The sequence below is a fragment of the Methanosphaera sp. A6 genome (genome assembly GCF_001729395.1).
Lineage (GTDB): Archaea > Methanobacteriota > Methanobacteria > Methanobacteriales > Methanobacteriaceae > Methanosphaera > Methanosphaera stadtmanae.
Genome location: NZ_MAIF01000003.1, coordinates 1 through 15830 on the forward strand (window position 1 = coordinate 1; position 15830 = coordinate 15830).

Annotated in this window: 11 protein-coding genes; 4 read left to right on the top strand and 7 right to left on the bottom strand. The window is 30.4% G+C overall.

The annotated features are described in order from the left end of the window. From A9758_RS00045 to ileS, 4 genes are all read right to left on the bottom strand, one after another. Positions 1-584: hypothetical protein (locus tag A9758_RS00045; RefSeq protein WP_143740845.1), on the bottom strand; the 584-nt coding region annotated here is incomplete at its 3' end. Positions 585-796: 212 nt separating this feature from the next. After that, complete coding sequence (locus tag A9758_RS00050) at positions 797-2086, bottom strand: site-2 protease family protein (protein WP_011407035.1); 1290 nt, start codon at positions 2084-2086, stop codon at positions 797-799. A gap of 18 nt (positions 2087-2104) precedes the next feature. Then, on the bottom strand, positions 2105-4288 hold the full coding sequence (purL, locus tag A9758_RS00055; protein WP_332069688.1) for a phosphoribosylformylglycinamidine synthase subunit PurL: 2184 nt from the start codon (positions 4286-4288) through the stop codon (positions 2105-2107). A 13-nt stretch (positions 4289-4301) separates the two neighbouring features. Then, positions 4302-7469: an isoleucine--tRNA ligase gene (gene ileS / locus A9758_RS00060; protein WP_011407037.1), complete on the bottom strand. Its 3168-nt coding sequence runs from the start codon at positions 7467-7469 to the stop codon at positions 4302-4304. 225 nt (positions 7470-7694) lie between these two features. Between ileS and A9758_RS00065 the strand changes: the two genes are divergently transcribed. Continuing rightward, complete coding sequence (locus tag A9758_RS00065) at positions 7695-8480, top strand: NAD(P)H-dependent oxidoreductase (protein WP_011407038.1); 786 nt, start codon at positions 7695-7697, stop codon at positions 8478-8480. On the opposite strand, the gene A9758_RS00070 is transcribed toward A9758_RS00065, so the two are convergent. Continuing rightward, complete coding sequence (locus tag A9758_RS00070) at positions 8477-9700, bottom strand: methionine adenosyltransferase (RefSeq protein ID WP_011407039.1); 1224 nt, start codon at positions 9698-9700, stop codon at positions 8477-8479. The two genes, A9758_RS00065 and A9758_RS00070, sit on opposite strands and share 4 nt — an antisense overlap. 264 nt (positions 9701-9964) lie before the next feature. On the opposite strand from A9758_RS00070, the gene A9758_RS00075 reads away from it, so the two are divergent. From A9758_RS00075 to A9758_RS00085, 3 genes are read left to right on the top strand one after another with little or no spacing between them, the layout of a single operon-like run. Then, positions 9965-10327 (top strand): DUF192 domain-containing protein, encoded by a 363-nt coding sequence (locus A9758_RS00075; protein ID WP_048059773.1) that lies wholly within the window; start codon positions 9965-9967, stop codon positions 10325-10327. 36 nt (positions 10328-10363) lie between these two features. Beyond that, positions 10364-11224 (top strand): metallophosphoesterase, encoded by an 861-nt coding sequence (locus A9758_RS00080; RefSeq protein ID WP_011407041.1) that lies wholly within the window; start codon positions 10364-10366, stop codon positions 11222-11224. A gap of 4 nt (positions 11225-11228) precedes the next feature. Continuing rightward, positions 11229-11936 (top strand): flavoprotein, encoded by a 708-nt coding sequence (locus A9758_RS00085; RefSeq protein WP_011407042.1) that lies wholly within the window; start codon positions 11229-11231, stop codon positions 11934-11936. Here A9758_RS00085 and A9758_RS00090 read toward each other — a convergent pair whose 3' ends face one another. Next, positions 11937-14096, bottom strand: coding sequence for a phage holin family protein (locus A9758_RS00090; protein ID WP_112149757.1), 2160 nt, complete (start codon positions 14094-14096; stop codon positions 11937-11939). Positions 14097-14122: 26 nt separating this feature from the next. Beyond that, positions 14123-15391: a serine hydroxymethyltransferase gene (gene glyA / locus A9758_RS00095; RefSeq protein WP_011407044.1), complete on the bottom strand. Its 1269-nt coding sequence runs from the start codon at positions 15389-15391 to the stop codon at positions 14123-14125. Positions 15392-15830 lie beyond the last annotated feature (439 nt).

The following is a 15830-nucleotide window of genomic DNA, read 5'->3' on the forward strand; positions in this document are numbered from 1 at the left end:
ACAAATACTTGTGTGTTGTAGAAGTTAAGATTGGATAATTGTGTTCCACTAGCTCCAAGATCTATTATGAAAGCACTACCTGTTTCATTACCATAGTAACTACCAGAGATTGTATTAAGGCTTAATGTATTGCCTTTTCCATCTATTGTTACTTGTTTGTTTAGTACATATGAATGGTTGTTACGTGTTATATTTGTTCCAAAGTTTATTTTAGAACCTGTTTGTACTTCATCTGTAAAACCATTACTTGTGAAATATGTATCAAAGTTATCATTATTTACTGTTATTTCACTATTTGTTTTTTTAGTATTTTTCATATTAGACTTAATAGTTTTTTTAGTTGTGTCACTTACTAATTTTTCACTATTAGTTTTAGTTATTGTTTTTGCTTCTGACTTCACTGTTTTAGTATCAGAAACAGTACTTGCAATACTACCTACACTAGTTGTATCTGCACTGATTGTATTATCAGATATAACAGAACTAGCTGTATTATTACCTGTATCTGCTGCACTAATTGCAGTTAATCCAATAAGTAAAACCATGAGAGTCATGACAAAAATAACTGATTTCTGATTTCTCATAAGTTATCACTTCTGATTTTAAAGACTTATTCAAAAAATATTAATGCTTATTTAACATTCTTTGAATAATAATTCTATATATATCAATTAATCAATATATATTTATTCAAAGTATTTTTTTAACTAAAAAAATAAGTATGGCCATAAACTTAAATTTAAACTATAAAAATCTATAAAAAAAAGTTATTAAAAAATATAAAATAAAAAGTACACTAGAACATTTTCAGTATTCCAGGTACCATTCCATAAATAATAAGTACTACAAGTATCACAATAAAAAGACTGCTTATATACCTAGTTATGTGTTCTACTGTATTATCATTCAACTCATGGTGTGATATGAAATTTAATATCCAATTAAATCTTCTACTTATCCAACATCTAATACAACCAGGGAGAAACTTAGTGTATTTATTCAATGTTTGATTGAATTCCAATCTCCTATCAGGACGTATCTTCATTTTAAGTATTTCTTCTAAGATTAATCCACCATCTAATGGTTTCATTGGAAGAAGATTAAATGTTCCCACAGCAAAGTTTAGGAAAAATATTAGATAAAATATTTCCTCTAATTTAGATAACACTAATGGCAATAACGTTCCATACTTCTTTTTAGCCACTGGTTCAATTATTTCATGCTGTTTTGCTCTAATACCAATATAGGATTTTGAACTATTATTAGGACTTTGACTAGCAGTTATATTATATGTTCCAGTATCTGTTGTAATGGATAAATTATCACCAATATGCATACCACTCAACGCCCTTGTATATGATGAAGTATTAGTTACAACATCACCATTAATCTTGTGTATAACCATACCTTCAGAGAGTATTGATTGAGAGGGACTTCCTGCCACCACACTACTTATCTCCATACCATCTGTTGTATAAATATTTTCTGATGCTAGAAAACCACCAATACCAGCAGTAATTACTAGTGCTATTAAACATAAACCTAAATTAAACATTGGTCCTGCAAAATACACCCGTAGTTTACTTATTCCATTTGCCCTTTCAAGTTCATCAGGATTTGGTTCTACAAATGCTCCAGGTATTATTGCAAGTAGTAGTAAACCTACAGAATCTATTGATATTCCCTCAACCCTTGCAAGTATTCCATGACCTCCCTCATGTATTACAAGTACTGTTGCAAGGGCAACAAGTCCCGTTGTAAAGGGTATGTATATGGGAGAACCTGGAATATCAACCCCTGGAAGTATTAGAGAAACTGTTGGTGTCTTAAACATCAATTGCAGTGACCATATAAGTGTTATTACCATCAATATTAGAAAGAAGATTCCAATAGGCATTCCAATATTCAAGTAGGCCTTCCACAGACGTGGACATCTATTTGCAATTCTATCAAGTACTCCCTTTAGTCTCTCAGTTTTAAGCATTAAAACTATTCCTTCCATGGTTATGTTGAATTTATCCTTTAGTAGAAATGCCAGTATCCATACTACTATAAATCCAATTACATAATACCATAAAACATTCATAGAATATACTCCTTAATGTTATGCCATTTGTTTTTCTATTGTTGTTGTATTTTCTTTAGTTATTTTTTCAACACTACAATCTACCAGTACATCATTGTCATTAGATATTTTGAATCCATCACTACATACACTACCTATAACAGAGTATGCTACGTTATTTTTAGATAATGCTTCTTCTATAGTAGTAAGTGCATCTTCTTTTACTGTTATAATAAACCTACTATTTGATTCAGAATATAATTTATCATCTTGTGATAATTCTGTTGTAGATGGTATGTTACTTATATTAACATTTACTCCTTTTTTAGATTTAATACTCATTAGAGCCAATGCTATTATAAGTCCTCCTTTTGATATATCATGTACTGAGGTTATGTTATCGTTATATTTAGGAATTAATTTCTCAATTGTGGTTGATACATTATAATTTTCTTCTAATCTTATTTTTGGTGGATAACCTTGTACCACGTTATGTATATGTTTGTAGTACTGTGAACCATCAAGTTCAGGATAGGTATTTCCCACCACCAATATAACATCACCATCATCTTTTAATGTCATTGTTTTAATCTTAGTATTTTCAACTACACCTACAGTTCCAACTATTGGTGATGGATTTACTGTTACTCCTTCTGTTTCATTGTAGAAACTTACATTTCCACTTATAAATGGTGTGTTAAATTTACCTGCAACATCACTCATACCACTTACAGCTTCTTTAAATTGCCAGAACACTTCTGGTTTTTCTGGATTTCCAAAGTTTAAACAATCGACTAATGCTATTGGTCTTGCACCCATACTTATTGCATTGTTTATTGATTCAAGTACTGCTGATGCTGCTCCATCATATGGATTTAATAGTACATGTGTACTGTTACAGTCAGTACCTATTGTAAATGATGTTTCATCATCTACTTTTATTACTGCTGCATCATCACCTGGTTTTACTATTGTTCTTAGTTGTACCTCATGATCATACTGACTATATACCCATTCTTTACTTGTAATATTTTCAGATGATAATAATTTATATAATGCCTCTTCTACATCAACTTCAGGTATTTCTACATCTTCTATTATTTTTTCTGGCTCTTTTGCTTCTCTTTCTATTATTGGTGCTTCTGTAAAGAGAATATTTGGTGCATGACATATTTCTTCTTCATCATCTTTTATAATAAATTCTCTTTTATCAATAATATTTCCAATTATTGCATGGGCAAGGTCATGTTTTTTACATATTTCAAATGCCTTTTCTACATCAGATGAATCTATTGCAAATACCATACGTTCTTGTGATTCTGATAACATGATTTCATATGGTGTCATGTTTTCTTCTCGTAGAGGTATTTTATTCAAGTCAATTAATGAACCATTACCACCCTTATCTGCCATTTCTGATAGACAACAGGTAAGTCCTCCTCCACCTAGATCTTTTACTCCATGAATATCAAGTGTTTCAAGTAGTTCATATGTTGCTTCCATTACACGTTTTTTAGTAAATGGATCTGCAACTTGTACTGCTGGCCTATCCTCTACTTCAGAATTACTTGTTAATTCTTCAGATGCAAATGTTACACCATGTATTCCATCACGACCAGTTGTTCCACCCATAAGAAGATACACATCTCCTACTATTGGTGCACTTCCATATACTATTTCATCTTTTTTTACAAGTCCAGCACAGACAACATTTACCATTGGATTATATTGGAAGTTATCATCAAATTCTATTTCTCCACCAACTGTTGGTACTCCTATTCTATTACCATAGTCTGAAATTCCTTTAACAACATAATCAAATATGTATTTTGATCGTTGATTTGACATATGTCCAAATCTAAGTGCATCAAGAAGTACCACTGGTTTTGCACCCATACTTATAATATCTCTTACTATTCCACCAATTCCAGTTCCTGCACCACCATACGGTTCTACTGCAGATGGATGATTATGACTTTCCATACCTATAGCCAGAGCATATTCATCAGTTAGACTTACTATTCCTGCATCATCCCCCGGACCTAATATTACATCAGGCCCATCTGTTGGGAAGTTTCTAAGAATGGGTTTACTACTTTTATAGGAACAATGTTCTGAAAACATTACATCCATCATTCCCAATTCTAATTCATTAGGCTTTCTTCCTAATACTTCTTCTATATATTTTAATTCATCATCTGTTAAAACCATAAACTCATACAACCTATAAATTTTTTTATTCTTTTATTAATATTTTAAGTTGTTCTTCTTCTATTTTCCATTCTTTTACATACCCATCATCAACAATAGTTTCAAATTCTAGTTTATCAGTACGTACTTCATTTGAAATATATTCTTGATGAGCAATTACTGCATCTTTAAAGTCATTACTACATTCTACTGTTACATGAATATTTGCTTCCACATTTAAATCTAAATCTTTACGCATATCCTGTATACGACGAATAAGTTCCCTTGCCATTGCTTCTGAGTAGATTTCTGGTGTTAGTTCTGTATTTACATATACACTTCCATTTTCAAAGTCACAACTTACAAGATTTTCTGGTACTTCTTTTTCAAAGAGTATTTCCTCTTCAACAAGTGTTATATCCTTATCACCTAGTGTTACTACATATTCACCATTTTCTTGTAGTTGTTGTTGTACTTTAGCACCATCAACATCATCAGATTCAAAGTATTTTTTAACTCTTCCAAGATCTCCCCTAAGTTTTGGTCCTAGTATTGACATATTTGGTTTTGCAATTATTATTGCATTTTCTAGTTGTGATTCTATTATTATATCCTTAGTATTTGCTTGTTCTAAAAGTACACTTTTAAGTGAGGATATTGCTTCTTTTACACCATCATCTTCAGTCACTACTGTTATATTTTGTACAGGCCATCTTAGTTTAAATCTTGCAACATCCCTTGCATGAGCACTTGCCTCTAATATATCTCTTATGTATTTCATATTTTCTTCTAGTTTTGTATCGATTTTTTCACTAGAATATGTCCAGTCAAGCATGTGCACACTCTCTGGTGCATCTTCCTCAACTCCTCTTACGAGGTTTTGATAGATTTCTTCTGTTACATGAGGTGATATTGGTGCAAGTACCATTATTAAGTTTTTAAGAGTGTAGTATAATGTGTAGTATGCTCCTAATTTATCAGGATCATCACTTTCTACCCATGTTCTTCCACGTATAAGTCTTACATACCAACGACTTAAGTCTTCTAGTATGAAGTCTGTTATTTTTTCTGTTGCTCTGTTAAATACTAGTGATTCTATATCTTCACCCACAGATTTAATCAATGAATTTATACGTGATTCAATCCATAAATCTTCTTCACGGAATATTAAGTCATCCCTATTATGTTTTGTTGGATTAAAGTTATCCAAGCTCATATATGTTGTTGCAAAGTAGTATACATTCCATAGTATGTTAAATAGTTTTGATGAATTTTGTACTTCATCCCAGTGGAATTTAAGATCATCCCATGGTTTATTTGCATCAAGTAAATAGAATCTTAGTACATCTGCCCCATATTTTTCTATTACTTCCTCTGGACTTACAACATTTCCAAGGGATTTACTCATTTTCTTACCATCTTCATCAAGGGTAAATCCATGCATTAAAACCTTTTTATATGGTGCTTTTCCAAATGCTGCTACTCCAAGACCTAGTTGTGAATAGAACCATCCTCTTGTCTGGTCATGTCCTTCTGTTATAAAGTCATATGGGAACCATTCATCGAAGTTTTCTGATGGGTTTTGTGGATAATGAAGTGCTGCCCATCCTGCAACTCCCGAATCTATCCATACATCTAATACATCAGGTACTCTATGCATTGTACTTCCACATTCACATGGTATTGTTATATTATCAACATGTGGTCTGTGTACAAAGTCACCTTCTAGTGTATCATCACCAGATAATGTTTTAAGTTCTTCTTTTGAACCGATTACTACTTTACTACCACAATCAGAACATGTCCATATTGGAAGAGGTATTCCCCAATATCTTTGTCTGGATATAGTCCAATCTCTAGCATTTTCAACCCAATTTCTGAATCTACTTTCTCCAGCCCATGATGGTACCCATTCTACAGAATCTACTTGTTCAAGCATTTGATCTTTAATTTGTGTTACTTTAATAAACCATTGTTTTGTTGCAATGTAGATAATTGGTGTTTTACATCTCCAACAGAAACCTACTCTATGATCTATTGTTCCATAGTTAAGTAGAGCATTTGCATGTTCTAATTCATGAGTTATTCTATCATTTGCTTCATGTATTTCTAATCCTTCATACACTCCTGCATCAGAGGTGTAACATCCATCTTCCCCTACTGGACAGAATGGTTCTAATCCATTTTTTACACCTACTTCATAGTCCTCTGGACCATGACCTGGTGCTGTATGTACACATCCTGTACCTTCCTCTAGTGTTACATGAGTACCAAGTATTATTTTATGATTATGAGTTGATTGGTATGGTATGTTTTGACTTAATGGATGAATATATTCAAGTCCTTTAAGTGTTTCTCCTTTTAGAGTTTTTAGAATTGTTTTTTCAGTCTCACCAAATATTGATTCTATAAGTGCATCTGCTACTATAAATATTTCATCAGAATCAAGTTTATCATTATGTACTTTTACATAACTATAATCAAAGTCTGGATGAATACTTACAGCCAGGTTTGCTGGTATTGTCCATGGTGTTGTTGTCCATATGAGTACATATGATGGTATATCATATTCTTGTTTTTTAAGTTTGAATTTTACATAGATTGATGGATCTTGTTTATCACCATACTCAATTTCTGCATTTGCAAGTGCTGTTTGACAATGTGGACACCATGTTATTACACGTTTATCCTGTGTTAACAAGTCCCTTTTATCTGCTTGTTTTAATGTCCACCAACAAGATTCCATATATCCATTATCATATGTTACATATGGATCTTGCCAGTCCATCCACACACCCATTTGCTTAAATTGTTGAGTCATATCTTCTTTGTTTTTAATTGCAAATTCTTTACATTTTTCTACAAAGTTATCTATACCATACTTTTCTTCTATTTCTTGTTTACTTTTAATATCAAGTAATTCTTCCACCTTATGTTCTATTGGAAGACCATGAGTATCCCATCCTGCTTGTCTTCTTAAAGAGTATCCATTCATACTTTTATATCTTAAAAAAGAGTCTTTAATGGTTTTATTCCATGCTGTTCCAAGATGTATTCTTCCACTACAGTATGGCGGTCCATCAAGAAATGAATATTTTGGTCTGTTTTCTCTTTGTTTACTTGTTTTATTATATATATCATTTTCTTGCCAAAATGATTGTATTTTCTTTTCTAAATCCTTATTATACCCCTGTTCTACCTCATCTATTGGCATACAGTATCTCCTTTATAGTTTTTTATGGAATTATTCATAGAGTTTATGGTTTTTATTAATGAATAGATTCCCTTAATTTATACTGTTATATTTTATAACATTATATTCATTTATATATTTGTCATTACTAACAATTAATATATTAGGTTTTCAAATACATCACACCAATATTTTAATAAAAATATATAAAAATATATACAACAACATAACAAGGATGTTTTTAATTTGAAATATTTAATTATTAATGGTAGTCCAAGACATGGACATACATGGGAAATTGTAACTAGAGTAAAAAATACATTAAGTACCACCGATACAAATACAACTTTTACACATGTAGAATTAATTGATGAAAATATACCATATTGTAGAGGATGTTTTAGTTGTTTTGAAAATGGAGAAGACAGTTGTCCTGATAGTGATAAAATTGGACCTATTGTAGATAAGATACGAGAATGTGATGGGCTTATTATTACAAGTCCTGTTTATGCACTGCATATAACAGCACTTCTTAAAAACTTCATTGATCATGTTGCATATCTTTATCATAGACCTGAATTCTTTACAAAAAAAGCACTTATTATTTCCACCACTGCTGGTATGGGCCATAAAAAGGTTGGAAAGTTTCTTGATGAAACACTACGTAACTGGGGATTTAATGAAAGATTTAAGTTATGTCTTATTGATGTGCATGATACAAATGGATATCTTCCACTTAATATTAAAGAAAAGATTGATAAAACAACACTTAAATTCTACAATAGTATAGAATCTAAAAAATTAAAAAGTCCCTCAATGAATGCATTGTTTATGTATAATATGTGGAGGGCAATGGCTTATAACAATCACATACCATGTGATCATGATTTCTGGGTTGAAAATGACTTAATAAATCATGAATATCATCCAAGTATACCATGTAGTTTTATTAAAAAGATGCCATGTAAAATATTCTATAAATTAATGCTTGGATTTCTAAGTAAAAATAGTGTTAAAAAAGAAGAAGTTTAGAAGGTTCTTAATTTTCCTTCTAACATAAATTCTTTAATGTCTGTAATGTTTTCTAACCATTTATTTATGATTCTTGTTACATCTTCTTCTACATCATTAATTGAATATCCTTCTTCTGTTTGAATATGTGCTGTTGCTGTTCTTGGTTGATCTATAGGTTTTCCTATTTGACTTAATATAATCATATCTATACTTTTTACACCTTCAACATCACTTACTACTTCTCTTGTAATTTCATTGGATAATAAGTTATATATCTTTCCAACGTGATTTATTGGATTTTTACCAGATGTTGCTTCCATGGACATTGGCCTATTTGGTGTGATTAAACCATTTGCTCTGTTTCCTCTTCCTACAGAACCATCATCCCCCATTTCTGCACTTGTTCCTGTTACTGTTAAGTAGTAACCAGATTCATCTTTCTTAGTTTCATCATCAGCAGTATTTATTAATGTTTTAACTGAAAGATCTGTTTCTTTTGCTGCTAAGTCATTTACAATATTTTTAAGTTCATCTTTCATATTAAGGTATGCATCTACATCATCAACATATTTAGATACAAATGCTGCTGCAATAGTAAGGGTGATATCTTCTTTTTCACGTAAACCCATTACTTTTATATCTTCTCCTACAAATGGATATTGTTTTTTAAAGTCTTTACTATTTAGTAATTCCTCTGTTTTAAGTACAAGATTTTCTGTTTGTGAAAATGGTGCATATCCTACTCCAAATGATGTGTCATTTGAGGATGGTATTGTATTTGGTCTTTGGAAAACATCACGTAAATCTGCAGAACCTTGACCTATTTTACATTCTACTACTGTTCCATATTCAACATCAAGATTTATAATAGTATCTTGGAGGAATTTTTTTGCAGCTTCTATAGCTATTGTATCCACACCAATCTTTTTTGTTTCTCCACTTGGTAGTGTAAATTCATTTGCTGCTCTTCCTGTAAGTAGAATTTGTATAGGTTTTATTATTTGTCCTCCACCAAATTTAGGATCTGATTCACCAGCAGTTATTTGAACTTCATCAGTATTATGGTGTAAAACGTGCCCTGCTTTTTCTTTGTATGTCTGTGATAATACTCTACTTACTGCTTCTGCAATCCCATCACTTATACTGTCTGGATGACCTATACCTTTTCTTTCTACTACTTCTATCTCATTTTGTTCTATTGGTCTTTGTACTGCCTTTTCTATTTTTATATTACGCATTAGTACACCTCTATTTCAAGTTAAAATAAATTAATCATAGCTTATTAAAGTTATTTTATGCCCAGTCTAATTTTTTTATTTAAAAAAAAACTTGTTAAATATAATATATTATATTTCATTACTAAATATTTAATATTTCTTTTAAATTTCATTGACAAAGCAACAAAAATACTTTCTCAAGCCACAAACACTACAAAAATATTATGTAAAAAAATTATAAATAAATATAAACTATGTAAAAACAATAAATAAAATAATAAAAATATGTACAAACTATTAATATATAATAAAAATACTATACAAAGTATAAATATAAACTATGCATCAAATTATATAAAACGATTGAAGGGCCTAATGCTACAAAAAAAATTCAATGGACTACTCTACAAACAAAAGTATGAAAATAGATACTACTCCACAATACACACTTTTTTCATGAAAGTAGAAATAGATATAATATATCTAGATAAAAAACAACAGCTACAAGAAATAACAACACTAAAACCAAATAAAATACATATACCACAAAAAAATAATACAAGATACATAATAGAACTATTCCCAAAAACCATAAAAAAATACAAAATAAGACAAAAAACAAAATTAAAAATAATAAAAATAACATAATACATAAACAATCAAAAAAAAAGTAAAGAATAAAACATGAAATTTAATAAACCCAAAATAAACACACAAAAAACAACAATACAAGCAAAAAGTAAAATACAAACAGCAATGAACACAACCCGCAACAAACTAAATATGGGAACATTTAATCCAGATGCATTTACAATAGAACACCTAACAATAAAAGACAGACGAATACCTAAAAAATTCAACAACTACACCCTAGTCCACCTAACAGATATACATCTGGGCCAATGGATAAACAAAACAAAACTAGATGGAATAGTTCAATTAACAAACAACCAAAATCCAGATACAATACTACTAACAGGAGACTATCTATCATATCAAACAAAAAATTACCTCAAAGAACTGGAAACAAGCCTTAAAAAACTCAATCCAAAGGACAAAACAATATCAGTACTTGGAAATCATGACCACTGGATGGATGCAAAAAAAGTAAAAGAAGCTCTAAACAATGCAAATATAATAAATCTTGAAAATGATGTCTATCCACTACAAAAACAAAATAAAACACTGCAAATAGCAGGAGTAGACAGTATAACATTACATAAAGACGATATAGAAAAGGTAAAGGAAAAACTAGAAAAAAATACGCCAGCTATAATGCTAGCACATGAACCAGACTTTGCAGATACAACAAGTAAACTCCCACAATTCATACTACAACTATCAGGACATAGTCATGGAGGACAAATAACACTACCCCACATTGGAACACCAATAAGAGGTAAAAATTTCATAAAATACCCAATAGGAAAGTATCAAATAGAAAATTTAACACAATACACAAGTCGTGGTGTGGGCACAAATGCATTCTGGATACGAATAAATTGTACTCCAGAAATAACAAAAATAACACTAAAAAGTAGATGATTAAATGAAAATATTATGGGCAATAACAGGAGCAGGACACCTACTAAAAGAAAGTATAAAAACACTAGAAAAACTATCAGAAAATAACCAAATAACAATCGTAACATCAAAAGCAGCAAAGGAAGTACTAAAACTATATGGCTACACAAAAAACATAGAAGAAATAATAGAAAAAAACAAAGAAAATCAACTAATAACAGACAAACAACAACAATACAGCTACCCTTTATCAGGAAAACTAACACATAATAAATATGATATAATAATAATCAGTCCCACAACAGCAAATACAACAGCAAAAATAGTACATGCAATAGCAGACACACTAATAACAAACATAGCAGCACAATCAGGAAAAGGAGAAATACCTCTAATAGTAGTACCAGTAGACCAAAAACAAGGACATATAACAACAACAATACCACCATACATAGACAAAGAAAAATGTAAAAAATGCACCCCCTGCCCTGCCCAACGAAGTTGTCCAACAAATGCAATAATACCCCCAGAAATAAATACAATAAAATGCATAAGCTGTAAAAAATGTAAAGAAACATGTCCTTACCATGCAATAAATACAGATAAACAAATAAAGCTCTACATAAGACAAATAGATGCCCAAAATACAAAAAAATTAGAAACAATAGAGAATATAACAACACTCTACAAAGTAGAAGATATACCAAAAGAAATAAAAAGAATTTTAGGATAATTAATCATCATCCCAAAATTTCAACATCTCATTTTTAAAGAATTTATGAAGATTTTCTGCACCAACAATTTTATTATTCAACTTCCAACAACTAGGATATAAAATAAAAGGTTCCTGTTGTAGGCCACCAACACCACCATGACTACCAATTAATTCCTCAAAAGCATAAACCTCACCAGTATCCTCATCATAACTACTATTAACAAGTATATCTGGAACATGTTCAAAGGAATCAGTACGTCTTAAGTGATTAGCCACATTATCACCAAATTTATCTAAAAAGGGCCTACCTTCATATTTATCCTCATCAAGATAATAAATACTATCATCACATAAAACAATAGAACCATAAACTGCTGATTTAACCATGATAAAACCAATACCATTATGAGATGCAAGGCTAGATAAAAGTCCTGGAAAAGCATCCTCAATCTGTTCATAAGTTAATCTTACAGACCAATCAGTAAAATAAATCAATCCAAGATTACCTGATGCTAGAACAATACTTTGAGCAGTCTTATTAGATGTAATAATATCATCATATAATTTAAAATCACTACTAACTTCTTCAGTTAAAGTTCTAAGCTTATCAAAAACAGGCATATCTGAATCAATAATAGAATACCTCTTTTTTAAAGTTTTAAAGGAATTTTTCTCCTTAATATCCCTAATACAAAATTTAATTCCCTCAATAGTATCATCAATCCTATCTTTATTACCCCTATATTTTTTAAGACCAAGAGATTCATAGAAATGATCATCATTAGAATGAAGAATACTATGAACAGTAATATTACTAGGAAGATTTCTACTAACTAAATCTTCCAAAGTATAACCAAACTTCTGCTTAAATGTAGGTCCCCCTGACTGACCATGATCAGATAAAACAACCAAATGATAATTATTACCAGATTCATAAATACTTCGATTTAACTGCCTAAACTGCTTATCAAGATGATTCAAAGCATAAAAAGCATCCCAATCACGAATACCAGAGTGATGAGCAATTTCATCATAACCCATATATGTAGCATAAATCACATTATATTTACCACTGAAAATATCACCAATAAGAGAAATGGTAGTAGCCTCACGCATAACAACATTAGCTCCAGCTCTAGCAACAAAATACGATAAATTTCTACGAAGTCTTGGATAAACACTACAAACAAACTGACGAATACGAGAAAATAATTCTAAACAAACATCCCCCATAAACAACACAATAATTCTAGTAATAAAATATGGATTAGAATACAAATAATACCATGTAGTTGTAAGAAGAGATCTTTTACTTGCAAACTTACTGAATGTTAAAATATAATCACTAGCATCCCCTGAAAAGAGATTAGACCTACTGGCTCCATTAAATGAGAGCAAACCCCTACCATTAGATATATGATTTTCAATATAAGTAGAATCAGAAAAACCATTAGAAGAAACAATTCTATTATTATTTTCCTTTTCAACCCATCTGAAAGCTGGAATATCTTTATTATTACCATGTAAAATACCAGCCTGAGAAGCACCAGTTTGACTAGAAAGATCAGTCTCCCAAGAAGTAAGAATATGAGAACCCTCATCAATCCAACTTTTTAAAGTAGGCATATCCCCCTTTTCAATAGCTTCAACAAGAATATCTTTTGCTAAACCATCAATTTCAAGGAAGATAAAACCATCCTTATCACGAATACCCCTAGAATTTTGTAATTCCTTCTTTAAAATACTACTATAATAGAGTGAATCCTCATGAATATCTAAAACAATCGATACAAAAGAATTAATAATAGCAATAAGAAGTGGAATTGTAAATAAAGACATACCCCCAATGGAAACACCTGGAATAAACATGTCTAAAATCCATAAAATAAATCCATCAAAAATAAAGGTACCAAAACCAAAAGTAACAACTAAAAATCGTAGCGAAATATATGATAAAATCGGCCATAACAATCCATTAAAAAAAGATAACAATAAAACAATAATAAATGCTACAACAAATGATGGAACAGTTATACCACCAAAAATAGAAACAAAAACTAAAAAAAGAACAACATCCACAAATAATAATAAAACATATTTCATTACTCTTGAACTAAAACCAATAACATCCACAAACACTCCCCCCAGAACAATAAAATAAAAAAAGAAATATTCCATAAAGGGAATATTTTCCAAAAAATCAACTAAAATTCAATATAATCATAACCTTCACAACCTTCATCAAATGCATAATGAACAGTTGTGTAGTCTTGCATAAACTCAGTTACATCTTCTTTAACATCTTTTTTATCCATAACAACTTGTTTAATGAATTCTGCAACTTGATCCATTTCATCTTCTTTAAATCCACGATGTGTTAATTCTTGAGTACCCATTCTAATACCAGATGGATTATCACTATCATTTACATCATCCCATGGAAGTAAATTTTTATTTAATATAATGTTATTATATTGTAAAGTTTTAGCCATTTTAGATACATCACCAAGTTTAGCTACATCCATAGCAACTTGATGTGATTCAGTAAATCCTTGATCTTCACATAAAACATTGAATCCTCTTTCATATAAAGCTTGAGCTAAAGCTTTAGCATTACTAATAGTTTGATTAGCATAATCCTTACCAAACTCTAACATTTCAGCAGTAGCAACACCTAAAGCAGCCATATGATGAAGATGATGATTACTTACAACACCAGGGAAAACACAGTTATCAACTTTTCTACCAATTTCTTCCTTACAAAGAATAATACCACCCTGAGGTCCAGGGAAAGTCTTATGTGTACTACCAGTAACTATGTCAGCACCCTCTTTAACAGGATCCTGGAATCTTTTACCAGCAATTAAACCTAAAACATGAGCAGCATCATAGATGATTTTAGCACCAACTTCTTTAGCAACATCTGCTACTTCACTAACAGGTTGAGGGAATAAAAATAAACTACCACCAAGAACAATAGCTTTAGGTTCTTTTTCCCTAATTTTTGATAAAGTTTTATCAATATCAACATTCATTATAGAATCATCCATTGGAACAGATGAAATTTTTAAACCACGAATACCTGCAGCACTAACACTAGCATGACTAATATGTCCACCCTCAGGAACATTAATAGACATTAATAAATCCCCAGGTTTTGTTAAAGCAAAGAAACTTGCAAGGTTAGCAACAACACCAGAAGTAGGTTGAACATTTACATGTTCAGCATCGTATAACTTTTTAGATAAAGCTATAGTTTCTTCTTCAATAGCATCAATATAATCACAACCCTCATATAAACGTTCACCAGGTAAACCTTCAGCATATCTGTGGGATAAATCAGAAGCAACAGCTTCTCTAACAGCTCTACTAGTAATATTTTCACTAGCAATTAAGTTTAAACTATTTTTCATCCAATTATGATGATCTTTTGTTAAATTTTTAATTCTTTCTGCTTGTTCCAAATTAGACATTAATTTTTTTCCTCCAAAAAAGACTCAATGCATATTTTTTTCTAAATAAATATAAATGTGACATGTTGGATAAAAAAATAAAAAAAATTTTCCAACTATAATAATATACTATATAATTAATAATATAACTAATTTTTCATAGAAACATGAAAAAGAAGGAGAATGTGCGAAAATCATAGTTTGTCGTGATCAATAATTATTATTTTTTGACTAGAACATTTTTTTTATTACTTTTTTTTGTTTTTTAACTTAGATCTATTACTTCTTTTAGTTGTTCTAGTATTTCAACACAATCCACCAGTTTCTCAATAAAAAAACAAACATAATTTTATGGAATTAATTTTCTAATATATATAGGTAATAAAAAAGTTTGATCAATAGTATCTTCATGTAAAATCATGAAAAACAAATCCATAAAATATATTTTACTATATAATAT